This window comes from Shewanella sp. 1311 (genome assembly GCF_059338235.1).
On sequence record NZ_CM181686.1, the window covers coordinates 3,075,890 to 3,102,299 of the forward strand.

Annotated in this window: 24 protein-coding genes; 15 read left to right on the forward strand and 9 right to left on the reverse strand. The window is 47.2% G+C overall.

The features are described from left to right. Window positions 1–137 precede the first annotated feature (137 nt). From folE to coaBC, 5 genes are all read right to left on the reverse strand, one after another. Window positions 138–788, reverse strand: a complete 651-nt coding sequence (folE, locus tag AC5YB3_RS13880; RefSeq protein ID WP_006079864.1) for a GTP cyclohydrolase I FolE — start codon at window positions 786–788, stop codon at window positions 138–140. Between the two features lie 270 nt (window positions 789–1,058). Then, complete coding sequence (locus tag AC5YB3_RS13885; RefSeq protein ID WP_494525537.1) at window positions 1,059–3,047, reverse strand: alpha/beta hydrolase family protein; 1,989 nt, start codon at window positions 3,045–3,047, stop codon at window positions 1,059–1,061. 134 nt (window positions 3,048–3,181) lie between these two features. Continuing rightward, window positions 3,182–3,775: a nucleoid occlusion factor SlmA gene (slmA, locus tag AC5YB3_RS13890; RefSeq protein ID WP_006079866.1), complete on the reverse strand. Its 594-nt coding sequence runs from the start codon at window positions 3,773–3,775 to the stop codon at window positions 3,182–3,184. Window positions 3,776–3,809: 34 nt separating this feature from the next. Continuing rightward, a complete protein-coding gene (gene dut / locus AC5YB3_RS13895) occupies window positions 3,810–4,268 on the reverse strand; it encodes a dUTP diphosphatase (RefSeq protein ID WP_311990582.1) in 459 nt (152 codons plus the stop codon). Continuing rightward, the gene (gene coaBC / locus AC5YB3_RS13900) at window positions 4,265–5,488 is read right to left on the reverse strand and encodes a bifunctional phosphopantothenoylcysteine decarboxylase/phosphopantothenate--cysteine ligase CoaBC (RefSeq protein ID WP_494527190.1); all 1,224 of its coding nucleotides are present in this window, start codon (window positions 5,486–5,488) and stop codon (window positions 4,265–4,267) included. Before coaBC ends, dut begins: the two co-directional genes overlap by 4 nt. A gap of 122 nt (window positions 5,489–5,610) precedes the next feature. On the opposite strand from coaBC, the gene radC reads away from it, so the two are divergent. The 5 genes from radC to AC5YB3_RS13925 all read left to right on the forward strand — a co-directional run bounded on the left by radC (window position 5,611) and on the right by AC5YB3_RS13925 (window position 9,122). Continuing rightward, on the forward strand, window positions 5,611–6,288 hold the full coding sequence (radC, locus tag AC5YB3_RS13905; RefSeq protein WP_494525538.1) for a RadC family protein: 678 nt from the start codon (window positions 5,611–5,613) through the stop codon (window positions 6,286–6,288). A 121-nt stretch (window positions 6,289–6,409) separates the two neighbouring features. Next, a complete protein-coding gene (rpmB, locus tag AC5YB3_RS13910) occupies window positions 6,410–6,646 on the forward strand; it encodes a 50S ribosomal protein L28 (protein ID WP_006079870.1) in 237 nt (78 codons plus the stop codon). A gap of 6 nt (window positions 6,647–6,652) precedes the next feature. Next, on the forward strand, window positions 6,653–6,826 hold the full coding sequence (gene rpmG, locus AC5YB3_RS13915; RefSeq protein ID WP_006079871.1) for a 50S ribosomal protein L33: 174 nt from the start codon (window positions 6,653–6,655) through the stop codon (window positions 6,824–6,826). A gap of 323 nt (window positions 6,827–7,149) precedes the next feature. Continuing rightward, complete coding sequence (argA, locus tag AC5YB3_RS13920; RefSeq protein WP_311999408.1) at window positions 7,150–8,469, forward strand: amino-acid N-acetyltransferase; 1,320 nt, start codon at window positions 7,150–7,152, stop codon at window positions 8,467–8,469. A 119-nt stretch (window positions 8,470–8,588) separates the two neighbouring features. Then, window positions 8,589–9,122 (forward strand): PH domain-containing protein, encoded by a 534-nt coding sequence (locus tag AC5YB3_RS13925; protein ID WP_432371333.1) that lies wholly within the window; start codon window positions 8,589–8,591, stop codon window positions 9,120–9,122. A gap of 22 nt (window positions 9,123–9,144) precedes the next feature. Here the strand turns inward: AC5YB3_RS13925 and rarD are convergent, their stop codons facing one another. Both rarD and AC5YB3_RS13935 read right to left on the reverse strand, forming a co-directional pair. Further along, on the reverse strand, window positions 9,145–10,029 hold the full coding sequence (rarD, locus tag AC5YB3_RS13930; protein WP_006079874.1) for an EamA family transporter RarD: 885 nt from the start codon (window positions 10,027–10,029) through the stop codon (window positions 9,145–9,147). 201 nt (window positions 10,030–10,230) lie between these two features. Beyond that, complete coding sequence (locus tag AC5YB3_RS13935; RefSeq protein WP_006079875.1) at window positions 10,231–10,695, reverse strand: thioesterase family protein; 465 nt, start codon at window positions 10,693–10,695, stop codon at window positions 10,231–10,233. Window positions 10,696–10,981: 286 nt separating this feature from the next. On the opposite strand from AC5YB3_RS13935, the gene recQ reads away from it, so the two are divergent. Next, window positions 10,982–12,805: a DNA helicase RecQ gene (gene recQ, locus AC5YB3_RS13940; protein WP_432371331.1), complete on the forward strand. Its 1,824-nt coding sequence runs from the start codon at window positions 10,982–10,984 to the stop codon at window positions 12,803–12,805. On the opposite strand, the gene AC5YB3_RS13945 is transcribed toward recQ, so the two are convergent. Beyond that, a complete protein-coding gene (locus AC5YB3_RS13945) occupies window positions 12,787–14,568 on the reverse strand; it encodes a diguanylate cyclase domain-containing protein (RefSeq protein WP_432371329.1) in 1,782 nt (593 codons plus the stop codon). The genes recQ and AC5YB3_RS13945 overlap by 19 nt on opposite strands. A gap of 507 nt (window positions 14,569–15,075) precedes the next feature. Between AC5YB3_RS13945 and leuA the strand changes: the two genes are divergently transcribed. The 6 genes from leuA (at window position 15,076) to glpK (ending at window position 23,402) form a co-directional block, all read left to right on the forward strand. Beyond that, window positions 15,076–16,644: a 2-isopropylmalate synthase gene (leuA, locus tag AC5YB3_RS13950; protein WP_011982220.1), complete on the forward strand. Its 1,569-nt coding sequence runs from the start codon at window positions 15,076–15,078 to the stop codon at window positions 16,642–16,644. A gap of 70 nt (window positions 16,645–16,714) precedes the next feature. Beyond that, window positions 16,715–17,809 carry a 3-isopropylmalate dehydrogenase gene (leuB, locus tag AC5YB3_RS13955; protein WP_006079879.1) on the forward strand — a complete coding sequence of 365 codons (1,095 nt, stop codon included), beginning with the start codon at window positions 16,715–16,717 and terminating at the stop codon, window positions 17,807–17,809. Next, window positions 17,809–19,215, forward strand: a complete 1,407-nt coding sequence (gene leuC, locus AC5YB3_RS13960; protein WP_494525539.1) for a 3-isopropylmalate dehydratase large subunit — start codon at window positions 17,809–17,811, stop codon at window positions 19,213–19,215. Before leuB ends, leuC begins: the two co-directional genes overlap by 1 nt. Before the next feature lie 27 nt (window positions 19,216–19,242). Then, window positions 19,243–19,848, forward strand: a complete 606-nt coding sequence (gene leuD, locus AC5YB3_RS13965; RefSeq protein ID WP_494525540.1) for a 3-isopropylmalate dehydratase small subunit — start codon at window positions 19,243–19,245, stop codon at window positions 19,846–19,848. Between the two features lie 526 nt (window positions 19,849–20,374). Further along, on the forward strand, window positions 20,375–21,724 hold the full coding sequence (locus AC5YB3_RS13970) for an outer membrane protein transport protein (protein WP_494525541.1): 1,350 nt from the start codon (window positions 20,375–20,377) through the stop codon (window positions 21,722–21,724). Between the two features lie 193 nt (window positions 21,725–21,917). Continuing rightward, window positions 21,918–23,402: a glycerol kinase GlpK gene (gene glpK, locus AC5YB3_RS13975; RefSeq protein WP_006079883.1), complete on the forward strand. Its 1,485-nt coding sequence runs from the start codon at window positions 21,918–21,920 to the stop codon at window positions 23,400–23,402. A gap of 165 nt (window positions 23,403–23,567) precedes the next feature. Here the strand turns inward: glpK and AC5YB3_RS13980 are convergent, their stop codons facing one another. Then, on the reverse strand, window positions 23,568–23,897 hold the full coding sequence (locus AC5YB3_RS13980; RefSeq protein WP_107403412.1) for a hypothetical protein: 330 nt from the start codon (window positions 23,895–23,897) through the stop codon (window positions 23,568–23,570). Between the two features lie 746 nt (window positions 23,898–24,643). On the opposite strand from AC5YB3_RS13980, the gene mraZ reads away from it, so the two are divergent. Genes mraZ through ftsL form a run of 3 tightly spaced genes read left to right on the forward strand, consistent with a single transcriptional unit; the run spans window position 24,644 to window position 26,400 of the window. Continuing rightward, the gene (mraZ, locus tag AC5YB3_RS13985) at window positions 24,644–25,102 is read left to right on the forward strand and encodes a division/cell wall cluster transcriptional repressor MraZ (RefSeq protein ID WP_011982222.1); all 459 of its coding nucleotides are present in this window, start codon (window positions 24,644–24,646) and stop codon (window positions 25,100–25,102) included. A 31-nt stretch (window positions 25,103–25,133) separates the two neighbouring features. After that, window positions 25,134–26,075 (forward strand): 16S rRNA (cytosine(1402)-N(4))-methyltransferase RsmH, encoded by a 942-nt coding sequence (gene rsmH, locus AC5YB3_RS13990; protein WP_226059360.1) that lies wholly within the window; start codon window positions 25,134–25,136, stop codon window positions 26,073–26,075. A 10-nt stretch (window positions 26,076–26,085) separates the two neighbouring features. Then, entirely contained in the window at window positions 26,086–26,400 is a 315-nt protein-coding gene (ftsL, locus tag AC5YB3_RS13995) for a cell division protein FtsL (RefSeq protein WP_006079887.1), read from the forward strand. The last annotated feature ends 10 nt before the right edge of the window (window positions 26,401–26,410 follow it).

Sequence of the window (26,410 nt, forward strand, 5' to 3'; positions counted from 1 at the left end):
TGACCTTATCTAGACCGAGAAGGGTTTGATTGGGTTGGTATGAAAACAAAAAAACGCTGCGATTCTATAGAAGGAATCGCAGCGTTTTTTTGTTGAGTGGTATTGATTGCTATTGATTTAGGCACGCTTCAATACACTTATTTCGACTGGTGCAAAAACTCGGCGCGGGTCGCAGGGTTAGACTTGAAAATGCCGCCCAGCGCTGTGGTAGTGGTTGAACTGGTGGAGTCCATCACACCACGGGATTTTACGCAGTAATGCACAGCATCCATTTTAACCGCAACATCTTTAGTTTCGAGCAAAGTCTGCAGCGCGACTAACACTTGCTGAGTCAAACGCTCTTGCACTTGTGGACGTTGGGCAAAGAAACGCACGATACGATTAATCTTTGATAAACCAATGATTTTTTTGCGTGGTAGATAAGCTATTGTCGCAGTGCCATCGATCGTCACTAAATGGTGTTCGCAGGTGCTGGTGAGGCTAATGTCTTGCACTCGCACCATTTCATCGAAGCCCATCTTATTGTCGATCACAGTGATCTTAGGGAAGTTCGCATAATCTAAGCCGGAGAAGATTTCATCGACGTACATTTTAGCAATGCGGCGCGGCGTATCGGCAAGGCTATCGTCTGACAGATCCAATGACATTAATGTCAGGATTTCTTTCATATGATGTTCAATCTTGTCTTTACGTTCTTCACTGCTGTAAACGCTTGGGAGCATTGGGGTTTCAAGTCCACGTTCTAATAACGCGGCTTGTACTTTTACTGCTGCTTCACTTAATGCCATCTTATCCTCCACTACGTCGTAGCGGCTATAACAGAAAACCTATGCTGATCATCGAGTAGTACTTAGGCTGTTCAGCATCAGATACAAATTATTGTTATTCTCGCTAGGGCAAGAATAGGGGGAGGAGGATAACGCGAATTGCAGACAATTCATACCGAAAAACGCGCATAGGCCACATGAAAAAGCCGATAGTCCTTATCGGATATCGGCTTTAAATCAGCCACTGCCAATCGAGTGTAGACTGGCAGTGACGGCAAGTTTGAGTCAATCCTAAAGTTTTAGATTAGTTTTTAGGAAGCTGAGCATTTGTTCATAGTATTTCGCTCTATGCTCATCGTTATAAAAACCGTGCCCTTCATTGTCCATTACCAGTTTTTGGTAAGGATAATTGTGAGCTTTTAGGCCTTTTTCGAGGGATTCGAGTTGCTCGATTGGCGCTCGATCATCTTCACCACCATGCACCAATAGTATGTTTGCTTTGAGTTTATCGACATTTTCAGAAGGAGACATTGCTTTGAGTACCGCTTTATCTTGGCCAAGCACATCCTTGAGATAGCTAGTGCCAGAACGGCTACTGGCTACATCGCCTTCATCAAACATCAATTCAAGATCATATACGCCAGCTACACCTATGGCGCATTTAAACATATCTGGAGCAAGTACGGCGCTCTGTAAGGCGCTGTAACCACCAAAACTGCCGCCAACGATACAGATGCGTGCCTTATCGGCGAAACCTTGGTCAATGACATATTGGGTGCCGTCGATGATATCGTATTGAATATCCGAGCCCCATTTTTGATAACCAGCGCGCTCAAATTGATCGCCATATCCACCCGAGCCACGGAAGTTGACCTGAAGAACGGCTATACCTTGGCTCGCTAGATATTGGTTTTGCGGGTCAAAGCCCCACCAGTCACGAATACCGTGTGGACCACCGTGTGGATTGACGACTAAGGGCAGATTTTTAGCTTCTTTACCAAAGGGTAGAGTTAGATATCCATGGAGTTGTTTACCATCACGACTGGTGAAACTGATGGGCTTTACCTCAGCCATTTGTTCTGGGTCGAGCCATTTCTTTGCGGCGGCTAAGTATTCAAGTTTCAGTTTTTTCGTATCAAATATGTAGTAATCACCAGGATTACGATCATTAAATGCAACTACAACGAGTTTTTCTGCATCTCGGGTTTCGCTAACAATTCGTACTTGATGGCCAGGGAGAGCACCAAGCAGATCTTTTAGCAATTTCGCGTGTGTATCCTCATTATCGACGAAGGCATAACTTGGGTAGCCATTTTCAAACTCGACGGCGTAAAGTTGTTTATTGGTGCCGTTAATCCAAAAGTTGCTAGGGTCAACATTTTCATCCTGAATGATTTCAGTTTTATCACCCGTTTCGAGATTAATTTTATACACCCCTAAGGTTTCACCTTGGGAGCGACCTGCGGCATAAATCGTATTTTTATCATCGGTAAAGGAGAGTGGTTTAAAATCAGCAAGACCTAGATTGAGTTTATCGGTATTTACCCAGTTACCGTCTTTACGGTAGAACACTTTAGTGATGTTTTTATTGTCCTCTCCGGCAACGAAGCGAACTTCCCCTTGATGGTCTGTCATAAAGCGGGCTTGGCCGATGGGTGAGCCTGTGATGCGCTTACGAACCCCAGTAAATAGGTCTACTCGATATACATCTTGTGATAGTTCAAAGTCAAGATTGATCCTATCGTTCCATGGAATAGCGTTAACTAGCATGTAGCGCTCATCATCCGGCAGAGGATCGAGAATAAATGCTGTGGCATTTATTGCAGTATTTTTCTTAATATTTGAACCTGTTTGTTGCTCGCCACTCTCGAAGCCAAATAGATAAGCCTTTCGTGAACCATCGGCATTTATGGCTAATAATTCTCCGTAGTACTGAGGAACATCTCTCCAGCCTTTTAGGTATTCTTTTGCCAGTACCAGTCGCTCACTATTGGCCCATTCATAGTCGCCGACTTGAGCATTACTGGGAAAACGTATCGCATTGAGGAGTTTTTTGGTTTGGGTGTCTAAGACTAAGAGAACGTTTTTACCCTCGACACTCGTGATTGCACTTAAGTATTTGCCAGTAGGAGATATTTTAACATTTGAATATTCATCACCTTTACTGAACTGTTGTGCTAGCAACACGGTATTGCTTGCAGTGGTATCGGCCGCAAAAGTGTTTAGGGGCAGCATAGGCAAGCAAAGCGTAACCAAAGTGGCTAATTGGAAGGGTTTCATCTGACATCCTTGTAAAATCATTGTGTTTTTTGTTCTGAAAATGTTTTTCGAGGATAAAACAAAAGAGGTAGTGAAACAAGGAAGGAATATAGAAAAAAAGGACAGTAGTTACCGTCCTTTATGTTGAAAAATCATTAGCTTTGTAGAAGTTGGTGCTGGATAAAACGCCACTGTTCATCGAAGTGTGTGGTAGGTTTGAGTTTGAATTCACTTCGTACAAATTGAGCGATTCGCCCTTCGGCAAAGGCTAACAGTAAATTGGCTAATATGGCTTCGTCTAAGTTGAAGCCTTTGCCTTCCCGCAGGGTTTTTTCCCGTAGTATTTGCTTCAACTGGGTTTCAATTTTGGCAAATAAATTACTAATGCGGCTGCGCAGGCGTTCATTTTCTCCGAGCAGCGCATCACCATTGAGGACGCGGGAAATCCCCGGGTTACGCTCGGCAAAGATCAGTAACAGTTGCAGCACCAGTTGGCAGCGCTTCATGGTGTCTTTTTCGTCATCCATGATTAAATTGATGCGCGACAATAACGACTCTTCGATAAATTCGATTAAGCCTTCGAACATCCGTGCTTTACTCGGGAAGTGACGGTACAGGGCGGCTTCCGATACACCGACTTCTGAGGCCAGTTTCGCTGTGGTGATCCTTTGTCCTGGGTTGGTTTCTAGCATTTGCGCTAGGCATTGCAAAATATGTTCACGACGATTAATTTTTGGGCTTACAGCCATTGCAGTATCCTTGGCTCAATAACGATTTTGGGGATTATTTAGTGCCTGAATGGCCAAATCCGCCTTCACCACGATCTGAGCTGTCGAACTCATCAACGAGTTTGAATTGTGCTTGTACTACAGGAACAAACACCAGTTGTGCGAGACGATCGCCAATTTCTAAGGTGAATGGACTGTCGCTACGATTCCAGCAAGATACCATTAGAGGGCCTTGGTAATCAGAATCTATGAGTCCGACCAGATTCCCCAGTACGATACCGTGTTTATGGCCAAGACCTGAGCGCGGCAAAATCACAGCAGCCAGCCCGGGATCGGCAACATGAACGGCAATCCCAGTTGGAATAAGCACGGTTTCACCCGGTGCTATGGTCAAAGTCGTGTCGATCATGGCACGAAGATCCATGCCTGCACTGCCCGGTGTGGCGTAGGCAGGTAAAGGAAATTCTGAGCCGATACGGGAGTCGAGAATTTTTAATTCAATCGGTGTTTTCATGTATTTGTTTTTTCTTTCACTATCAACGAAAGTAATTGCCGTGCCAGCGTGAGTTTGTCAGTGGCAGGCAAGTCTTGACTGCCGTGCGGCCAGAACACTCGCAGGGCATTGGCATCGGCATTAAAGCCAATACCTGCAACGGAAACGTCGTTTGCGGCGATCATATTCAAGTTTTTACGTTTGAGTTTATCGCGGGCGTAGGCTTCTACATCATGGGTTTCTGCGGCGAATCCCACCACAAAAGGACGGTTAGGTAAGCTCGCAACCGTGGCTAAGATATCAGGATTCCTCACCAGCGCAAGTTGCATTTCTTCTGCCGATTTTTTGATCTTACAGGTGGCGATGTCGCTAATGCGATAGTCAGCAACGGCGGCGCAACCAATAAAAATATCTTTTTTATCAACGCTATCCATCACAGCATCGAGCATATTCTGCGCCGATTCAACATCAATGCGGGTCACGCCTTCTGGGGTGCTTAGATTCACTGGGCCAGAGACTAAGGTGACCGTTGCGCCCATATCTGCTGCGGCTTTGGCTAAGGCAAAGCCCATTTTTCCAGAACTGTGATTCGAAATGTATCTGACGGGATCAATCGCCTCACGGGTTGGTCCTGCGGTGATCAGCACCGACTGTCCTGCGAGCGGCTTAAATTCAACGGCGTCATGCGTGGCAAAAAATTGTGTAGCCAGTTCCGCTATGTCTAATGGCTCTAACATACGACCCGGGCCGACTTCACCACAGGCTTGACTGCCACTGGCGGGTCCCCAAAGTGTAAAGCCGCGGGATGCCAGACTGGTTAAATTCGCCTGCGTCGCTAGATTACGGTACATCTGCTGATTCATTGCTGGACACAGTGCAATGGGCGCCTCTGTGGCAAGACACGTGGTGGTGATCAGCTCATCGGCCATACCGGCATTAATCCGCGCCAATAGGTTTGCAGTTGCAGGGGCAATGATGACGAGATCTGCCCAACGAGCGAGTTCTATGTGGCCCATGGCTGCTTCTGCCGCAGGATCGAGCAGGCTTGAGGCAACGGGATGCCCAGATAACGCTTGCAGCGTAAGAGGGGTGATAAATTCCATCGCACTCTGGCTCATCACCACACGCACATCACAGCCACGCTCTTTTAAGCGGCGGACTAAATCAGCGCTTTTATAGGCCGCAATACCGCCGCCAATGCCCAGCAGGACGTTTTTATTTGTCAGACTCACAGACATCATCCGAGATAGAAATAATGCCGCCAACAATATCACAAAGCGGTGAATTTTAGTGACTCTCCCAGTTCAAAAAATCTCGTCCATACTCAGTAAAGTGAAAATATGTGAGATGACAGGGAGGTCGCATGGGCATTAAAGATTGGCCTGAGGGGGAAGGTCCGAGAGATAAACTGTTAGAAAAAGGGGCGGGGCAACTGTCGGATGCGGAGTTATTGGCGGTATTACTGCGGAACGGTTTGGCGGGATTAAACGCGGTTGACCTTGCAAGGTCGCTTATTAACGAGTTTGGCGGCCTCAGAAACCTGCTTTGTGCTCCTCGAAATCAGGTATGTCGACTTCCGGGCGTAGGACCTGTAAAATACGCCCAGCTTCAAGCTGCGGCCGAATTAGCGAGGCGTGTAGCGCAGGAAAATCTGCAAAGAGGTCAAGTTTTAACAAATCCCGATTTAACTCGGGACTATTTAATGCGACAATTGGCCGATCGCTCCTATGAAGTGTTCGCAGTTTTACTGCTGGATAGCCAGCATAGAGTGATTCAATTTGTCGAATTATTCCGCGGTACAATAGACTCAGCCTCAGTGTACCCACGTGAAGTGGTGAGCTTAGTGCTGGAGAAAAAGGCCGCAGCAGTTATAGTTTGTCATAATCATCCGTCTGGTATTGCCGAGCCCAGTCAGGCTGACCGACGAATAACTGAGCGATTAAAAAATGCGTTAGCAACCATAGACGTATCCTTGTTGGACCATATGGTTGTAGGTGATCGAGAGATAGTTTCTTTTGCAGAACGAGGCTGGATTAATTAATCTAACACTTGATCTTCACTCTGTGATCGTGTATAAAATGCGCCCTCTTTGTGCCTCGGGCGACGGCCATACGAGGCACATTAATGCTCGAGCGTTAAAATTGTTTTTGGAGAAGATTGACATGTCAAGAGTATGCCAAGTTACTGGCAAGAAGCCGATGGTTGGTAACAACCGTTCGCACGCAAAAAACGCGACCCGTCGTCGTTTTTTACCTAACCTACAAAACCACCGTTTTTGGTTAGAAGAAGAAAAGCGTTTCGTACAGTTACGTGTATCTACTAAAGGTATTCGTCTGATCGACAAAAAAGGTATCGAAGTTGTTGTTGCTGAACTTCGTGCTCGTGGCGAGAAGGTATAATAGATCATGGCTAAAGCTAAAGGTAATCGTGAGAAGATCAAATTAGTTTCTACAGCTAAAACTGGTCACTTCTACACAACTGAAAAAAACAAGCGTAACATGCCTGAAAAAATGGAAATCAAAAAATTTGATCCAGTTATTCGTCAGCACGTTATCTACAAAGAAGCAAAAATCAAGTAATCCTTGGTTAGTGTTTCGAGAAAAGCCCCTTATTTAAGGGGCTTTTTTTTGTGCTTTTTTTAGTAGTTAGTCATCAAGTTGAGATAATTGCCTCGCAAACTTAAGCCGCTGAATCATCCCCTGTGAAGCTAAAAAAGTGTGAACACTTGCTGAAAATGTAAAATAGTGCAGTTCTAAGCACTTTAAATCATTAAAACTGCACTTTAGTGAGAATAAATTCTTTATATGTGAATTAAAATGCAATACCATACGCGAAAGTTAGCGATTCATTCCTGGCATGTCATAGTGACGCTGCCAGCTCAAAAATGAGGTGTAAATAACGCGTGCGTACTACTGAACTGGTTGATGGATTTCGTCACTCTGCCCCCTATGTTAATGCTCACAGAGGTAAAACTTTTGTGGTCATGCTGGGTGGTGAAGCTTTGGCTCAGAGTCACTTCCGCGCCATCTTAAATGATGTCGCCCTGCTGCACAGTTTAGGGATTAAAGTGGTGTTGGTGTATGGCGCTAGGCCGCAGATTGATGCTGCATTAGCCGTCAACGGTATTGAACCTGCCTACCACGAAGGTGTGCGTATCACGGATGAAGACTCGCTCAAAGTGATCAAGCAAGTTGCGGGTGCACTGCAATTTGATATCACAGCGCGTTTATCCATGAGCTTAAGCAATACGCCGATGCAAGGCGCTCAAATTAACTTAGTGAGCGGAAACTTTGTGATTGCTCAACCTCTTGGTGTCGACAATGGTGTGGATTTTTGCCTGAGTGGCAAAGTGCGTCGTATCGATGTGCAAGGCTTAAAACGTCAGTTAGATAATCACTGCATCGTATTGATGGGGCCGATAGCGGCTTCTGTGACGGGTGAAAGTTTTAATCTGACCGCCGAGGAAATCGCGACCCAGGTGGCGATCAAACTCAAAGCAGATAAGATGATCGGTTTTAGCTCACAGAACGGTATTCTCGATCGCAATGGCGATGTCATTGCCGAGTTGATGCCGAACGATGCGCAAAACATCATGAACAAGCTGGCCGAGCAAGGTTCTGCCTGCATTGGCACTATGGCTTTCTTGAAAGCCAGTATCGATGCTTGCCGCAATGGTGTGCCGCGTTGTCACTTAGTTAGCTACCTCGAAGATGGCGCTTTGCTGCAGGAACTGTTTTCTCGCGAAGGGATAGGCACGCAAATCGTGACTGAGAGTGCCGAGCGTTTACGCTGTGCGTCGATCGCCGATATTGGCGGTGTACTGAACCTTATTCGTCCATTGGAGGAGCAAGGCATTCTGGTGCGTCGTAGCCGTGAGCAGCTCGAGATTGAAATTGAACAGTTCATGTTGATTGAACGTGATGGTTTAGTGATTGGTTGCGCTGCGCTTTATCCTTTTGAAGAGGACAATGCGGGCGAGTTTGCCTGTTTGGTGGTGCATCCCGATTATCGCGATGCCGACAGAGGGAGCTTACTGCTGAAGAACATTATCAATCAGGCCAGAAACCGCGGTTATTCACGCTTGTTTGCGCTGACAACACGGAGCATTCACTGGTTCCTCGAGCATGGTTTTGTGATTGAAGATGTTGAAGCACTGCCACAGAAGAAAAAGCAGTTGTATAACTATCAACGCCGCTCCAAAATTCTCGCGCTCGATCTCTAAGCCGTTTTAAATCAATCCAATCAATGCCAGCCTAGTACTCATATTAGCGCTGGCATTTTTGTTGACATAATATGTCTTTGTTGGCAGATTAAGGCTTCACTGCACGGGAGATGCTGCCAATGAGTCCTCAATTTTTCGAACTCGCCCCTTTCACCCAGACCTCTATCTTCAGTTTTATCGTCTTATTGCTCGGTTTAGCGGGTATCTTGCTGATGTTATGGCTAAAAAATATGCCTAAGATAGCGAAGTCGGCGAGTTTAGGCATATTGCTGGTGATGATGGGCGGATTTTCATGGGTTTTTTATCAATCCAATAGCGCCGAGTTAGTGTTAACCGATGCTGAACTCACAGTGGATGTGCCCTTCTATAAAGTGCAGTTATCCCGCGCGGATTTATTGTCTTCCGAGGCGCGCATCGTCGATTTGCAGCAAGAGGCTGATTTAACGCCGAGCTTTAAAACCAACGGTATAGGCATGCCAGGGTTTCAATTAGGCTGGTTTAATTTGCAGGGAAAAGGTAGAGCATTTCTGGCGATAACAGATAAATCGCAGTTAGTGTTAGTGCCAACGACTAAAGGCTACAGTTTATTACTGACAGTGCCACAAGGGAGTGAATTTTTAGCACAGTTACAGAAGTCATCATCACTTCTGTAACTGTGTATCGGCGTGATAATAATCACGCCGCTTTGCGTTTATAGGCCATGTCTAAGGTAAATACTAACAGGGCACTCCAGATAAAACCGAAGGTCACGCCTTTTTCTGCATCGAAGGGCTCATTAAACAGACTCACTGCTAGGATGAACATGATACTTGGGCCGATATATTGGAAAAATCCAAGCATAGATAATGGGATCCGTACCGCCGCCCCTGCAAAACAGAGTAAAGGAATCGTGGTCACTATTCCCGCTGCCATTAACATCAGATTAAGTTGCCAATCGTTGGTCAGCATGCTCGCTGTCGCTGTGTCTAAGGTCGCGACTAGGTAAATTAGCGCGACCGGTAATAACACTGCGGTTTCGACCAATAAGCCAGCCTTAGCATCCACATTGACCTTTTTTCGCAGCAGCGCATAGAAACCAAAGGTGCCAGCGAGTGCCAGTGAGACGATGGGAATAGAGCCAAAAGAGATTAATTGGATCAACACACCAGCACTGGCGAGTGCGACCGCAAACCATTGCAGCTTACGTAACCTTTCGCCTAGAAATAACATACCAAGCAAGACGTTGAGCAGAGGGTTAATAAAGTAACCTAGGCTGGCATCGAGCATGTGATCGTTATTCACCGCCCAGATAAATAGCAGCCAGTTTCCCGCGATCAGTATGGAAGTAATGGTGAGAACCATCAGCTGTTTAGGTTGTTTAAACAGTAAGCGTAAGCGTGAGAACCCGCCGATAAACTGCATAATGATCAGCATAAACACGAATGACCAAATCACCCGATGGAGCAAAATTTCGGTGGCAGAGACATGGTTGAGTAATTTGAAATATAAAGGCGCAAAACCCCACATACAGTAAGCACTGACGGCGAGTAGGATCCCTTTGCGGTATTCAAGATCTTGCATGAGACATCTTCGAAGGACAACAAGACGGCGATTGTAGGTGTGTCTGACCGCTGACTCAAGGGCATCGCCGCGTTCTTTTGGTTACAGAATATCTCGATAAGAAATTAAATAGCCGATCAACGCCAGTAAACATCTTGCTAATCAAGATGTTTACTGGCTTTGAGCTTTAATGCGGTAAATGAGTTATCTACGGTGAAACGGCTAGCCCACCATATAAGTGCCTGTCCCAAAAGCGATATGTGTGCCTTGCTCATTATGCAATTCCATGCGGCATACCGACACCCTATTGCCCGCGCGGATCACGCTGCCCGTCCCGGTAAAGGTGAGGCCGCGTCCCGGCCGTAGATAATCGACGCGCATATCGATAGTGCCTAGGGTTTGCAGGCGTTGCTGCAGCTCTTCGACCGTCCAATCATCACGACTGGCGACCAGTCCTGCAAAGGCGGTGAGTCCGCCAACCACATCGAGTACCGTGGCTGTCACACCGCCGTGGAGGATTTGCTGGTGGATATTGCCAATCAGCTCAGGCTTCATGTTGATCACGACTTCGACGCCATCAATGTCATAACGCTTGATATCGAGTCCGAGCAGATTATGGAAAGGGACATGTTGATCAAATACTGCTGCGACTCTTCTCAAAGCTTCGGCTTGGATTGGGCTGGTCATTATTGGGTCCTTGTCACTGAGTGACTGCATTAGGCGTAATTGGATTTGTTATCAACACTGAGATGAACAAAGTGCGGCTTAGAGCAATTAATCTACAGTGAAGCGTGCGCAGAATGCAACTTAAGCCACATTGAAGATAAATTGGCTATGGGCATTATGGTTAGTTGAGTGAGGGCGATCTTAGTCGATGGCATTTAATCCTGAATGGGTTTACGACAAGATGGCGCAAGACAGGAGCGGTTCAGTCCTTTAGAATAGGCCCCCTCACTTTTGACATAGAAGATCCATGGAAAAGCTCGTACTCGACACGCATGATGATCCGCTCTCGCAACGCCTCGCACAGGTGTTTGGTTACCGTGACTTTAGGGACGGTCAGCGGGAGGTGATAGAACGTGTCTGCGGCGGGCAAGATTGCTTAGTGATCATGCCAACGGGCGGCGGTAAGAGTCTTTGCTATCAACTCCCCGCGTTGCTGATGGATGGCATTACGATTGTCGTATCTCCATTGATTTCTTTGATGAAAGATCAAGTCGATAGCTTGTTGCAAACAGGTGTTGCGGCGGCTTATCTCAATTCTTCATTGCCGCGAGAGCAGAGCGCCGAAGTATTAAGGCAGCTGCGCCACGGTGAGTTAAAACTGCTTTATGTGTCACCAGAGCGCTTATTAACCGCTGATTTTATTGAGCGAATGCAGTCGCTCCAGCTGGCGATGTTTGCCATCGATGAGGCGCATTGTATCAGTCAATGGGGTCATGATTTTCGCCCTGAATATGCGGCGCTCGGTCAGCTAAAACAACTCTTTCCCTATGTGCCCATGATGGCGCTGACGGCAACGGCGGATCAGGCGACTCGGCAGAGTATTTGCGAGCGACTTGGGATTGACCCGTTCCGTTTACTCTCGAGTTTCGATAGGCCTAATATTCGCTACACAGTGGCGGAAAAGCTCAATGCTGCGAATCAGTTACGGCATTTTTTAACCCAGCAAAATGGCACCAACGGGATTATTTACTGTAGTAGTCGTCGCCGTGTCGACGAAGTAGCCGATCGTTTATGTCTGCAAGGTTTTAATGCTAAGGCCTATCATGCGGGAATGACGCAGGAAGATCGTGGTGCCGTGCAGGACAGTTTCCTTAAAGATCAAATCGATATCGTTGTCGCCACTGTGGCTTTCGGTATGGGGATCAATAAATCGAATGTGCGCTTTGTGGTGCATTACGATATTCCTAAAAGTATCGAAGCCTATTATCAGGAAACGGGCCGAGCGGGCCGTGATGGGCTTGATGCCGAGGCCTTTATGTTGTTTGACCCTGCCGATATTGGCCGGGTGCGACATTTGATTGAACAGTCTGAGCCCGGGCCGCAGCAGCAAGTCGAATTCCATAAACTCAATACCATGGCGGCGTTTGCCGAGGCGCAAACCTGCCGTCGCCAAGTGTTGCTGCATTACTTTGATGAGAGCGCACTAGAGCCCTGTGGCAACTGCGATATTTGCCTCGATCCGCCTAAGCGTTATAACGGCACCGAAGATGCACAAAAGGTGTTGTCATGTATTTTCCGGTTAGGGCAGCGTTTTGGTATTAATCACTTGATTGAAGTGTTGCGCGGCTCGAAAGGCGCCCCGATTGTTGACCGAGGCCATGACAAACTCACGACTTGGGGGATTGGTAAAGACAAGAGCCATGAGTATTGGTTGAGCGTGATCCGTCAATTGATCCACTTGGGACTGGCGAGTCAAGATGTGACGCGAGGTTCATCTATAACCTTAAACCCATCGGCACGACCTGTACTCAAAGGTGAGGTGGCATTAATGCTCGCCGAACCTCGTATTCAGTTAACGACCACAAAACGCAAGGTGAGCCAGTCTAAGGCGCCGCTGAACTACGATCGTAAGCTATTCGCGCGATTAAAGTTACTGCGAAGAACCATAGCTGAGCAGCAGGATGTACCGCCGTATTTAGTGTTTAACGATGCGACGCTGGCGGAAATGGCGGCCATGATGCCGACCAGCGCGGGGGAGATGCTTGCCGTTAACGGGGTCGGCGAGCGTAAACTGAGTCGTTTCGGCGACGCTTTTCTCGATGAAATCGCGGCTTATTTAGCGGGAGAATAATGGTTTGGATTATTCTCACTGATTTTAACCTTGCCCAATTGATTGATACTGGCGCGCTTAATTAAAGACTCTAACGTATCAAACTGCTGCATTGCCGCGATACCAATATTGACCTTGCTTGACCCCTGCCAAGGCTGAATACAGGCCACTAATTGATTGACTACTTTCTTAGCACCAGCTGCAGAGGTGTGCGGTAGGATAATCACAATTTCATCCATCGAATATCGGATCAACTTATCTTGCTCTCGCAATCTGTGCTGTAGCTCATCCTGCAGGGGCGGCAAGTCAACTTGCCGTATTTGACTCGCATTAAAAAGTAATAATGACAGCGGATAATTACCTTGTTTGGCACTGTTCAAGGACGATGTGGCTTGTTGGAGCAGAGTTTCCGCAGGCTCCTCGCCTTCGATACGGGGCGCGCGATTATTTTGCTTATCAATCAAATACCAAATAGCCCCGCCGAGTAACGTCATCGCAATTAAGAACAAAGTGCTATAGGCCCAATCTAGATTTAACTCTTGGAGGATCGATGCCTTTTCTGGCGCAGTACTATTCTGATCCTGCTGCAGATCTTGTTGATTTAGGCGGGCTTTAAATTGCAATATCCGTGCAGTGTTCATCCCTTGATTGGCGAGTTCGGCAGCTCGATAGCGTTTGAGTAAGAAAGAATAGGCCTGCTTAAAATCTCCTTGCACTAAGTAGTGATCGCTCATGATCCCGTAAAATCCTTTGAGATCAGAATACTGCTTTAGACTTTCAGCTTGTTCAATGGCGTGATTCATTAGGATTAATGCGGCATCGTCTTGATGTTGGGCAAAGCGTATTTGTGCCAGCAGACGGGTCGAGCGCATCATAGCCAATTGCTGATTGTGCTTCTTGAAGGTATTGATGGCGATAGAAAGGTATTCTTCGGCTGTGTCGATGCGGCCTTTATCGAGTGCGATTGAAGCTAAAATGGCATAGCTGTAGGCAAGTTCAAGTGGCGAACCGAGTTCAGGTAGTAGTGCCTTTGCTTGTTTTTCGAGTTTATCACTGTAATCGAATTCTTGATTATCGAGCGCTATTCTGGCCGCATTTCGTAGAATGATATGTAATACCTTGCCCTTGGCATCTGAGCTCTGTATCCCTAAGTTGGTGTAATACATGGCCTGAGGGAAATCATGGGTTGCGTAGAGTAAATTACCCATGGCCGCATAAATATAAGCCTGTGGTGGCCAAACCCAATTCTGGGTCTGAGTATGAATGTCTGGATAAATATCGATGGCCAGACGTAAATCTTCGATGGCAGAGGAAAAGTTATCTGTGTCGGTATCGAGCTGACCACGTAAACGCAAGGCATCGACTAAGGCTTGGGGTTGTTGATAGCGTCGCGCTAAGGTAATGGCTGAATCCAGCAAGGGCAGCGCATTTTGAATATTGTTGTAGTTGAGATTGGCGTCGGCTTGGCAAATCAAAAAGTAGGGGCGAACTTGATCGAGCTTAAGCTGCTTAGCATTGGCCTCGCCTAGCTGAGCCACGTTGATCGCAGCTTCGTTCTCACCCAGTTGCAGCAGATTTTGGCATTTCAATACACTCAATCTGAGTCGATTAATGTCAGAAGTGGCACTGGTTGTAAATTGTTTTTCTAAGGCAGTGATTTGAGTCAGGGCTTTACTGGGATATTGGTAGACGAGTTCTGTGAGCTCATCCAACTGGTCTATAGCACTCGCCCCAAAGGGGATCAGCCATAACAACAGGCTCAGTACCAAGACGCGAAAATCCATTTTGTGCTCCATAAAATGCGTAAGCTCTAATATCCGTAATCACTAAGGCGAGATTATAACTTTTCTTAATCGTTTTTTGCATAAAAAACTATTATTTTCTAAGGGGAATAAGTTAACACATCCCAGTGCTTTCTGAATCCAAACAGCGGGTTAATTCTGTGGAATCGATCACTTATTTGGGGATAAAACTCACAGTTATTGGCCTTAAGACAGGTCGAATGAGTGGAACATGAAAAAATTAGGGTTGACACTCTCGGCTAGGCAAGTTAAATATTAACCGTCCTAGATTATTTGAACAGAATAAATATTTAAATAAAATGAATAGAATTAGCAGCAAACTCGACCTCCTACTCTCTCTCCTCGCGGTTTATACGCGGAGGTCTTAGTGTTGCACGCTCGATAAATAGGCAAAGCATTCACAAACCCCGCACAAATGTTGCGGGGTTTTTTGTATCTGAATACGGCAAAAGTTAAATAATGAACGATGACGTTCCATGGAGAAGCGAGATGTCTAACAGAGTAATTATATTTGATACGACCTTACGTGATGGTGAGCAGGCGTTAGCCGCAAGCCTTTCGGTCAAAGAAAAGTTACAGATCGCCATGGCGCTGGAACGTCTAGGTGTTGATGTGATGGAAGTGGGTTTTCCAGTCTCATCACCCGGTGATTTTGAGTCGGTGCAAACCATAGCGCGCACCATCAAAAATAGCCGCGTTTGTGCGTTATCCCGTGCACTTGAAAAGGACATCGATGCAGCGGCGCAGGCCTTGTCTGTTGCAGAGCAATTCCGTATCCATACGTTTATCTCGACATCGACGATTCATGTGGAAAGCAAGCTGAAGCGCTCGTTTGATCAAGTGTTAGAGATGGCGGTGGGCGCAGTGAAATACGCCCGTCGCTTTACCGACGATGTGGAGTTTTCCTGTGAGGATGCGGGACGCACGCCAATCGACAATCTGTGTCGCATGGTGGAGGCCGCCATTCTTGCTGGCGCGCGTACCATTAACATTCCCGATACGGTCGGTTACACAGTGCCAAGCGAGTTTGGCAATATTATCCAAACCCTGTTTAACCGCGTGCCGAACATCGACCAAGCGGTGATCTCAGTGCATTGCCACGATGACTTAGGTTTGTCAGTGGCGAACTCGATAACCGCAGTGCAACACGGTGCGCGTCAAATCGAATGTACGATCAATGGTATAGGTGAGCGTGCGGGTAACTGTTCATTGGAAGAGATCGCTATGATTTTAGCGACGCGTAAGGGCATGCTGGGTTTGGAAACAGGCATTAACGCCAAGGAAATCCACCGTACTTCTAATTTAGTCAGCCAGTTATGCAACATGCCTGTGCAGGCTAACAAAGCGATTGTCGGTGCCAATGCCTTTACCCATTCGTCGGGTATCCATCAGGATGGCATGCTGAAAGCGCAAAATACCTATGAAATCATGACGCCAGAAAGCATAGGTTTGAATCGCAACAATTTGAATATGACTTCGCGCTCTGGTCGCCATGTGATCAAGCATCGCATGGAAGAAATGGGTTATAGCGAGCACGATTACAATATGGATGCGCTGTACGAAGAGTTCCTAAAATTGGCGGATAAAAAAGGCCAAGTATTTGATTATGATTTAGAAGCCTTAGCCTTTATGGAAGCGCAGGCCGAAGAAGATAATCACTATCAATTGCAGCAATTAGTGGTGCAGTCTGACTCTACCGAAGGCGTTGCCACAGCGACCGTTCGTATCGAAGTGGGCGGTGAAATTAAAACCGAAGCCGCAACTGGTAATGGTCCCGTTGATGCCGCCTATAACGCCATTGCCCGTGCTACTGATCGTCGTATCGACATCATCAGCTACAAGTTAGGCGCTAAGGGCGTAGGCCAAAATGCCTTAGGTCAAGTGGACATTACCGCCGTTTACCACGAGCAAAACTTCCACGGTGTAGGTTTAGCGACCGATGTCGTTGAAGCCTCGGCGCGCGCTTTAGTGCATGTGATGAACTTAACGTGCCGCGCAGACAAGGTCGCCGATTACAAACAAAGCATGCAAAAGAATCGAGAGCTAGGCGGCGTTTAGTCGCTAAAAGCATCCAAAGAATAGCAAGGTCGAGCATAAAGCATTCATATTTAAAGGAGTTTGCTGGCGTATGAGTTATCAAGTAGCAGTATTAGCAGGGGACGGGATCGGCCCAGAAGTGATGGCAGAGGCGCGTAAAGTGCTGCGAGAAGTGGAAGCGCGATTCGATTTGAATATCGAATATACGCAATACGATGTCGGCGGTATTGCCATCGATAACCACGGTTGCCCACTACCCGATGCCACGCTAAAAGGTTGTGAAGCGGCCGATGCGATTCTATTTGGGTCAGTCGGTGGCCCTAAGTGGGAAAAGTTACCGCCAAATGAACAACCTGAGCGCGGCGCGCTATTGCCTCTGCGTGGTCACTTCGAACTGTTTTGCAATCTGCGCCCAGCCAAACTGCACGATGGCCTAGAGCATATGTCACCGCTGCGTAGCGATATCTCTGCCCGTGGCTTTGATGTTTTATGTGTGCGTGAGTTAACCGGCGGCATTTATTTTGGTAAACCAAAGGGCCGCCAAGGTGAAGGCGAGAATGAAGAAGCCTTCGATACCATGCGTTATAGCCGCCGCGAAATTAGCCGTATCGCCCGCATCGCCTTTGAAGCCGCTCGTGGTCGCCGTAAAAAAGTCACCTCAGTGGATAAAGCCAACGTACTGGCTTGTTCAGTGTTGTGGCGCCAAGTGGTTGAAGAAGTGGCGGTTGATTTTCCCGATGTCGAGCTGGAACATATCTATATCGATAACGCGACCATGCAACTGCTGCGTCGCCCCGATGAGTTCGATGTTATGTTATGTTCTAACCTGTTCGGTGACATTTTATCCGACGAAATCGCCATGTTAACGGGCTCTATGGGCTTGTTGTCCTCGGCGAGCATGAACAGCAGTGGTTTTGGTTTATTCGAACCAGCAGGTGGCAGTGCGCCGGATATCGCAGGTAAAGGGATAGCCAACCCAGTCGCGCAAATTCTGTCGGCAGCATTAATGTTGCGTCATAGCTTGAAACAAGAAGAAGCGGCGAGTGCGATTGAGCGCGCCGTGAGCAAAGCCTTGAACTCTGGCTATTTAACTGGCGAGCTGTTGAGCAGCGACAAGCGTAGCGAGGCTAAATCGACGGCAGAAATGGGTGACTTTATCGCCAATGCTATAAAGGAAGGTGTGTAATGACGAACGCAAAGACCTTGTACCAAAAAGTATGGGATGCACATATCGTTGCTTCTCCCGAGGGCGAAGCGCCGGTCATTTATGTCGACAGACATTTAGTCCATGAAGTGACGTCACCACAAGCATTCAGCGGTTTGAAGGTCGCGGGCCGTAAGCTGCGTGCGCCGGAAAAAACCTTTGCGACTATGGATCATAATACTTCTACTCGCAGCGCCAGTTTAGATGCCCTAAGCCCTATGGCGCGCACTCAGGTAGAAACCCTAGCGCAAAACTGTAAAGACTTTGACGTGCGCTTATATGATATTCACCATCCTAATCAAGGGATTGTGCATGTGATGGGCCCTGAGCTAGGCATTACCTTACCCGGCACTGTGATTGTGTGTGGCGATTCCCATACCGCCACCCACGGCGCCTTTGGCGCATTGGCGTTTGGGATTGGCACTTCGGAAGTTGAGCACGTGTTAGCAACGCAAACGCTGCGTCAGTTAAAAGCTAAAACCATGAAGATTGAAGTGCGTGGTTATGTCACCGATGGCGTGACCGCCAAAGATATCGTCCTCGCTATTATTGGCAAAATCGGCATGGATGGTGGCACGGGTTACGTGGTGGAGTTCTGCGGTGAGGCGATCGAAGCCCTGTCGATGGAAGGCCGCATGACAGTGTGCAACATGGCGATTGAGATGGGCGCGAAGGCGGGCATGGTCGCGCCGGATCAAACCACTTTCGATTATTTAGCAGGCCGCGAGTTTGCGCCAAAGGGCGAAGATTGGGCAGAGGCTGTCGCTTACTGGAAAGCCATTAAAACCGATGACGGCGCCGTGTTTGATGCTGTCGTTGAGTTAGATGCTGCCGATATTGCGCCGCAATTGACTTGGGGTACTAACCCAGGCCAAGTAGTGGCAATCGATGGCAAAGTACCAGATCCCATTAATGAAGCCAACCCAAGCACCCGAGCTAGTATGGAAAAGGCTTTAGAATACATTGGCCTGAGTGCGGGTACGCCGATGACAGACATCAGTATCAACAAGGTGTTTATCGGTTCTTGTACTAACTCACGGATTGAAGATTTACGCAGCGCCGCCGTACATGCCAAAGGCCGTAAAGTCGCGAGTGGTGTCACCGCCATTGTCGTTCCAGGTTCTGGCCAAGTGAAAGCGCAAGCTGAAGCCGAAGGCTTAGATAAAATCTTTATCGAAGCGGGGTTTGAGTGGCGTTTACCGGGTTGCTCTATGTGTTTAGCGATGAACGATGACAGATTAGAAGCGGGCGATCGCTGCGCGTCGACCAGTAATCGTAACTTCGAAGGTCGCCAAGGTCGCGGTAGTCGTACTCATTTGGTGAGCCCGGCGATGGCCGCAGCCGCTGCAGTTGCAGGACATTTTGTCGATATTCGTAAACCTTACTAATTACCGTAAACCCAAGAGGAGAAGTTAATGCAACCTTTTACAACCCATACCGGGCTTGCGGTCATGATAGACAGCACCAATATCGATACGGATCAGATCATTCCGAAACAGTTTTTGTCTAAGGTGACGCGCGATGGTTTTGGCGTGCACTTATTTCACGACTGGCGTTATTTAGATGATGCGGGCGATCTGCCTAACCCTGAGTTTTCATTGAATCAGCCTCGTTATAAAGGCGCGTCGATTTTATTGGCGCAGGAAAACTTTGGTTGTGGTTCAAGCCGCGAACATGCGCCTTGGGCGCTGGTAGACTTTGGTCTGCGTGCGATTATTGCGCCGAGTTTTGCTGACATTTTTTACGGTAACTCAATCAATAACGGCCTATTACCTGTGGCGTTAACCCACGCGCAGGTGCGCCAATTAATGGATGAAGTGACGGCAGAAGCTGGTGCACAAATTACGGTTGATCTTACAAGCTGCAAAGTGATTTCACCGTCGGGCGCCGAGTTTAGTTTTACGCTGGCAGAATCGGCAAGGCATAAGTTGCTAAACGGTTTAGATGCGATTGGACTGACCTTGTCCCATGCTGCGCAAATCAGTCAGTACGAAACCCAAATCCAAGGCTGGCGCCGTTAGTTTTTCAGCGCACATTTGTACTGGTGTTGAGTCCATATTTAAGCGCCTAGGTTAACACCTAGGCGCTTTTGTTTTAAATCATCATCTGCTCATGGTTTAACTAATTGTATTTGAAGTGATAAATTTTTATTGCTGTTTGTGTGTCATAGAATTTTTGTATCGATAGTGATTTATGCTGAATTTGTTACATCTGAATGATTTACACGTGTTTCTGAGATTTTTTATTTTATTTTGTTGTTTATTATGGTTATTTTTTTATTTAACCATGTTGAGTTAATCAGCGTTGCGAATAGTAACTGGGCGAATATAGGCTGAGTTTTGTTTAAATGGTGATATTGGTCACTAAATCTGTTTTAAAGTCATCGTTAGCTAGAGTTTTTGTCTGTTTTATCTCCTTTGGTTGCAAACATCTTCTGCATAAGTAAACTGCTTCGCATTCAATATGGAGTGTTTGCTCTATTTTGCCTGAACGCCGCAGTACTAATTTAAGTAGTACAGATAACAATAATATTATTAGAGAATAACGATGCAAAAACGTCTTCTGACTTTGGCTGTCACTGCAGCCTTGTTAAGTTCAACGACTCAACTCCATGCCGCTGGTTTTCAATTAGCCGAATATTCTGCCACAGGCTTAGGCCGCGCCTTTGCCGGTGAAGCGGCTATGGCGGATAACGCTTCGGCTCAAGCACGTAATCCAGCCATGTTGACTTATCTCGAAGGTCGTCAGTTATCGACGGGTGGTATTTATGTCATGCCAAACGTCGATGTGACTGGCGATGTCAGCATTAGCTCGCCGTTGCTTGGCCCAGATCCTGTTGTTATGAAAGGTGGCGATGCACTGGATGTGGCCGATGACGCACTGGTGCCAAACTTTTATTACTCAAATCAGTTAAATGATCAATGGACTTGGGGCCTAGCGGTAAATTCTAACTATGGTCTAGCCACTGAATTACCTGCGACTCACGCCGCGGCTATTTTTGGTAACAAGACTTCGGTTACAACCGTTGAGTTTAATCCAAACATCGCTTATCGCATCAATGATGCTGTTAGCGTCGGTGCTGGTGTACGTATCGTTTATGGTGAAGGCGAAATTGGTGCGTCATTACCCGGTTGGGTTGATGGCATCAAACCTGCTCTGCCGGCTCCTGTGCAGGCTGTGTTACCTCCTGGTGGCACTGAGCTGAAAAGCATGAAGGGGGATGATGTGGGTTACGGCTGGCAGTTAGGTGCAAGCTGGCAAATTAATCCGGCTCACCGTTTAGGTTTTGCGTATCACAGTGGTGTGCAACTGGACTTAGATGGTCATGCTTCTGGCGTCTTGTATACCGGCGGCCAAGATGTGTCTATCGAAGGTTATTTACCCCTTGAATTGCCCGCCTTTGCAGAGATAGCTTCCCATCATCAATTGACCGATAACTGGGCCATGCACGCGAGCGTGAACTGGACAAATTGGAGTGTATTTGATCAGCTGGTGGCTTATTTCCCTGGTGACGTTAAACCTAAGGGCGATTTAGAGTCTGATTTAGTTAAAGAAGAACACTTTGAAGATAACTGGCGTTTCGCGCTGGGAACCACTTATCAAGTGAATAATGACTGGTTAGTGCGTGCCGGTGTTGCTTTAGACAAAACGGCAGCAAATGACGAGTGGCGCACAACTACAATTCCAGACTCTGACCGTCTGTGGTTCTCTGTCGGCGCCGGTTATCAGGCGACTAAGAATCTGAATGTTGATTTTGCGGTGACGTATATCAAAGCAACAGGCGATGCGCCAATCAACGAACAGCAAAACCTACTGGGCTTAGCGGCCGTTAACTTTAACGGTGAAGCGAGCGGCGATGTGTGGCTTGCGGGTATCCAGATGAGCTATAAGATGTAAGTTCTGCGTAGTTTAAAAAAGCCCTGAATCTTCAGGGCTTTTTTATGGCTATAGCATGGTGGCGTTATCTTGTTTTACGGCTTGCTTGCTGGTCATGGCGGCAAATTCCGAATATATTCATTGCATAAGAAGTGGATCATGTTAACTCTCACCGGCATAAAAAGGCGGCGGAGAGTTCAGATAGGATAGTAGTGTGCAGAAAAAATACGTGGTGGCCTTAGATCAAGGCACGACCAGCTCAAGGGCGATAGTGTTCGATCACGACGCAAACATTGTCAGCGTGTCCCAGCGGGAATTCACCCAGTTGTATCCGAATCCGGGTTGGGTCGAGCATGATCCCATGGAGATCTGGGCAAGCCAGAGTTCAGTATTAATTGAAGTGCTGGCGCGCGCGGGGATCCACAGCGATGAAGTGGCCGCGATTGGCATTACCAATCAGCGGGAAACCACTGTCATTTGGGAGAAAGCCACAGGTAAACCTATCTATAACGCGATTGTGTGGCAGTGCCGTCGTAGCTCTGAAATTTGTGAGCAACTCAAAGCTCAAGGGCTAGAAGAGTATGTGCGTGAAAACACAGGTCTATTACTCGACCCTTATTTTTCAGGCACTAAGATCAAGTGGATTCTAGATAATGTGCCCAATGCCCGTGCGCAAGCTGAACGCGGTGAGTTGTTGTTCGGCACTATCGATACTTGGCTAGTGTGGAAGTTAACCGAGGGCAAAGTGCATGTCACAGATCCTACCAATGCCGCCCGTACTATGCTGTTTAATATCCATAGCCTGACTTGGGATAACAAGTTACTTGAAGCTTTAGACATACCCTTGTCTTTGTTGCCCGAAGTAAAGCCTTCCTGCAGCGTCTATGGCACTACGCGGATTGCCGGTGAAGGCAGTGAAATCCAAGTCGCGGGGATGGCGGGCGACCAACAAGCGGCGCTTTTTGGCCAGCTGTGTGTCGAGCCCGGCATGGCGAAGAATACCTATGGCACTGGTTGTTTTTTATTGATGAATACCGGGACCAAAGCGGTGCGCTCTAACCATGGGTTACTGACCACAGTTGCCGTGGGACCGAAGGGCGAAGTGAACTATGCCCTCGAAGGTTCAGTCTTCATGGGTGGCGCGACCATTCAATGGCTGCGGGATGAACTTGGGCTTATTCGTGACGCCAGTGATACTGAGTATTTTGCCTCTAAGGTTGCTGATACCAATGGCGTGTATTTAGTGCCCGCTTTTGTTGGACTCGGGGCGCCCTATTGGGATCCCAATGCCCGTGGCGCACTATTTGGTTTAACCCGTGGCGCCAACCGTAATCATATTATTCGGGCGGCGTTAGAATCCATTGCTTATCAGAGTAAAGATTTACTCGATGCCATGACCAAAGACAGTGGCGTCAGCCTTAAGCGTTTAAAGGTGGATGGCGGTGCGGTCGCCAATGATTTTTTGATGCAGTTTCAAGCCGATATCACCGATGTCGAAGTATTAAGGCCGAGTGTTTGTGAGACAACCGCTTTGGGCGCGGCATTTTTAGCTGGGTTGGCGGTGGGCTTTTGGGAGAGTGTCATAGAGCTTGAACATAAAGCTTGTATCGATAAGCATTTCATCCCCAATATTGATGCCGAGACTCGGGTGCGGTTATACGCAGGTTGGCAGGATGCCGTCGCCAGAACTCGCGCCTAAGCTATTCGACTTAAGCTATTCAACTCAAGTCGTTGGACTTGAGGCATGCTTAGATTTGATATTGAGTTTGATATTGAGTTGGTTTGAAATATGACTCGATTGTGGTGAATAAAAAGGCGCTAATCCAATAGGATTGCGCCTTTTCCGTTTTATATCAGTACGGATTTATACTTCAACATCAATAATATGTTGGCTCGGTGGCTTTTTGATTTCCGCGGTATCGTCGGTCACTTCAAGCACGACACCTTCTTTTAATTCTTCAGGCTCATCCGATGCACGGCGTTTCTTATTCTTGTTGTTATCAGCATCTTTGCGTCTCTCCCTGACTTTCGTGTCGCGCCCTTCTAACGTTGGGGGTAACTGCGACTGCGGTGTTTCATGGCTATCGGGGGCATTTGCGGTTGCACTACTCACTTGGTCGACGACCCGTTTAGGGTGCAACACGGCTTTCACTGGCTGCGCCAGCATGGCATAAATGCTATCCAATCCACTCATAACGCCTCCTTGTTATTACACCTCTTAACATGTTATCGGCAGGAGTCGGTCAATATTTAGACTATACGCGGTTTAAGTCGTTAAGGCGAATGAGGGGGGGGTTAAGATCTAAGCATGAGCAATCGATGCTAACCAAAGCGGCACTTATTGTGAAGCAACCACAGTGCTTGAGAAGGAACCAATAGTGTAGTGGCGAGTGCAAAATTGAGGTGAGTTTGTTGGATTCGCGTGGTGCTTTTGCGGGATTTGGAGTGGGAACGTTGAGCTTTCTCGCAATCGTGAAATTAATATTCAACCATCAGCAAAAAGATGATCGTCTTTATTTCGGATAATTATTTAGATTTTCGTGCTAAATCCAACTCTTTTTTGACTGTCTAACAAGGTTGAATTTAAGTTTATTTTGTTACTTTTTTGGGTTTAAGGTTATTCCTCGACCCGTAAAATCCCACAAATACAGAATTAATCCCCCATTTTTTTCATCGCAAGCGCCTGAAAGCAAAAGGTTGCTGAATATTTCGGCGCAATTTATTCCTGTAGTTTCTTCTGTTTAGTCGATCTCTCGTGGTCTTTCATGTCAAAAGTTTGTCGCTAGGTTAAGTGCTCAACATGCTGCTAACCCGCTTGCCGACTGGATTTATAAAAGGATCCCATCCCTTGACATTGCTTGTCGACTGTCCCTAAACTTAGCAGTTGTGGGAAATAGTGGATATTTGTGGATCAAAAATCACAGGAAAGGATGAATTAGCGTGTTTCGTGGAGCCAGTGCTATCAACTTAGATACAAAGGGACGGATCGCTATTCCAGTGCGATACCGCGAACCTTTGCAGCTTGAGCACCAAGGCCGCATCGTGATTACCGTCGACATCCAATCCGCTTGTTTACTCTTGTATCCAATCCATGAATGGGAATTGATCGAAGCTAAGTTGTTAAAGCTTTCCGATACCGATAAAACCCAGAGATCGTTAAAACGTCTGTTACTCGGTTACGCCCACGAAGTGGAGCTCGACGGTAATGGGCGCATATTACTGCCGCCACCGCTAAGGCAATATGCCAATTTAGATAAGCGCATCATGCTGGTGGGGCAATTGAACAAATTTGAGCTGTGGGATGAGCAATCTTGGCTGCAGCAAATCGATGAGTGTCAGGAAACGATTCGAAGTGAGGAGCTTGCTAGTAACGAGCGTCTCGCGGATTTTTCACTTTAACGAGTCGCGATAACTAAATAAGAAGAGAGTAATGAGTCAGGAATTTGCCCATTTATCCGTGCTGCTAGCAGAAACGGTTGGCGGTTTAAACATCAAAGACGATGGCATCTATATCGATGGCACGTTCGGCCGCGGTGGTCATTCAAGACAAGTGTTGCAGCAACTCGGTGAAAATGGCCGATTGATCGCAATCGACCGTGACCCTCAAGCGATTGAAGCGGCAAAACAATTTGCTGACGATCCACGCTTTCAAATCGTGCATGGTGGTTTTGGCCAATTAGCCGATTATGTCGAAGAGCTTGGGCTTGTGGGCAAAATAGATGGCGTATTACTCGATTTAGGTGTGTCTTCACCTCAGCTCGACGATGCCGAACGTGGTTTTAGTTTTATGCGTGATGGCCCGCTCGATATGCGCATGGATAACAGTCAAGGTCAAACGGCTGCTCAGTGGTTAGCCCGCGCAGAAATTGAGGATATGGCTTGGGTATTTAAGACCTATGGCGAAGAGAAAAACGCCCGCCATATTGCTCGTTGTATCGCTGCGGATCGTGAAAAAACCCCGTTTTTACGAACTAAAGATTTAGCCGATTTGATCGCGCGTATCACTAAAAGTAAAGAACGCAATAAGCACCCAGCGACTCGGGTGTTTCAGGCCATCCGGATTTATATCAACAGTGAATTAGATCAAATTGATCAAGCGCTTGAAGGTGCGGTCAATGTACTAGCTCCCCAAGGGCGCTTGTCGGTCATCAGTTTCCATTCTTTAGAAGATCGTATCGTGAAGCGCTTTATTCGCCGCCATAGCCAAGGCGAAAGTGTGCCGCACGGTTTTCCAGTCACTGAAGATCAAATTAACAAGTCGCGTAAGTTACGCGCCGTGGGCAAGGCGATTATGCCATCCGACGAAGAAATCGAACGCAATGCCAGAGCTCGCAGCTCAGTGTTACGCATTGCCGAGCGTTTAGATTACTAAGGGGCGCACTGTGAGTAAGCCCTCGATCAATCTGCCACGGATCGTCTTACACGATTTATGGCTGCACAAATGGATCTTGTTATTAGCTCTGCTCGTGCTCTGCAATGCGGTCGCGGTTGTTTATGGCAGCCATATTAGCCGCCAACTAACTACCCAGTGGGACCAGTTACTGCAGGAGCGAGACAGATTAGATATTGAGTGGCGCAATTTATTATTAGAAGAGCAATCGCAGACTGAACACAGTCGTATTACGCGCATTGCCTCTAAGGAACTCAACATGAGTCGTCCGTTACCCAGCGAAGAAGTTGTGGTAAAGGTGCCGTGAGTATAGGGAA

Bases quoted from the DNA above. Each gene is read 5' to 3' on its own strand.
- rsmH (WP_226059360.1), top strand. From the start codon at position 25,134: ATGAGTCAGGAATTTGCCCATTTATCCGTGCTGCTAGCAGAAACGGTT.
- rpmB (WP_006079870.1), top strand. From the start codon at position 6,410: ATGTCAAGAGTATGCCAAGTTACTGGCAAGAAGCCGATGGTTGGTAAC.
- AC5YB3_RS13970 (WP_494525541.1), top strand. From the start codon at position 20,375: ATGCAAAAACGTCTTCTGACTTTGGCTGTCACTGCAGCCTTGTTAAGT.
- leuA (WP_011982220.1), top strand. From the start codon at position 15,076: ATGTCTAACAGAGTAATTATATTTGATACGACCTTACGTGATGGTGAG.
- rarD (WP_006079874.1), bottom strand. From the start codon at position 10,029: ATGCAAGATCTTGAATACCGCAAAGGGATCCTACTCGCCGTCAGTGCT.
- AC5YB3_RS13945 (WP_432371329.1), bottom strand. From the start codon at position 14,568: ATGGATTTTCGCGTCTTGGTACTGAGCCTGTTGTTATGGCTGATCCCC.
- AC5YB3_RS13925 (WP_432371333.1), top strand. From the start codon at position 8,589: ATGAGTCCTCAATTTTTCGAACTCGCCCCTTTCACCCAGACCTCTATC.
- leuD (WP_494525540.1), top strand. From the start codon at position 19,243: ATGCAACCTTTTACAACCCATACCGGGCTTGCGGTCATGATAGACAGC.
- slmA (WP_006079866.1), bottom strand. From the start codon at position 3,775: ATGGCTGTAAGCCCAAAAATTAATCGTCGTGAACATATTTTGCAATGC.
- radC (WP_494525538.1), top strand. From the start codon at position 5,611: ATGGGCATTAAAGATTGGCCTGAGGGGGAAGGTCCGAGAGATAAACTG.
- leuC (WP_494525539.1), top strand. From the start codon at position 17,809: ATGACGAACGCAAAGACCTTGTACCAAAAAGTATGGGATGCACATATC.
- AC5YB3_RS13935 (WP_006079875.1), bottom strand. From the start codon at position 10,695: ATGACCAGCCCAATCCAAGCCGAAGCTTTGAGAAGAGTCGCAGCAGTA.
- recQ (WP_432371331.1), top strand. From the start codon at position 10,982: ATGGAAAAGCTCGTACTCGACACGCATGATGATCCGCTCTCGCAACGC.
- AC5YB3_RS13980 (WP_107403412.1), bottom strand. From the start codon at position 23,897: ATGAGTGGATTGGATAGCATTTATGCCATGCTGGCGCAGCCAGTGAAA.
- dut (WP_311990582.1), bottom strand. From the start codon at position 4,268: ATGAAAACACCGATTGAATTAAAAATTCTCGACTCCCGTATCGGCTCA.
- coaBC (WP_494527190.1), bottom strand. From the start codon at position 5,488: ATGATGTCTGTGAGTCTGACAAATAAAAACGTCCTGCTGGGCATTGGC.
- leuB (WP_006079879.1), top strand. From the start codon at position 16,715: ATGAGTTATCAAGTAGCAGTATTAGCAGGGGACGGGATCGGCCCAGAA.
- folE (WP_006079864.1), bottom strand. From the start codon at position 788: ATGGCATTAAGTGAAGCAGCAGTAAAAGTACAAGCCGCGTTATTAGAA.
- AC5YB3_RS13885 (WP_494525537.1), bottom strand. From the start codon at position 3,047: ATGAAACCCTTCCAATTAGCCACTTTGGTTACGCTTTGCTTGCCTATG.
- rpmG (WP_006079871.1), top strand. From the start codon at position 6,653: ATGGCTAAAGCTAAAGGTAATCGTGAGAAGATCAAATTAGTTTCTACA.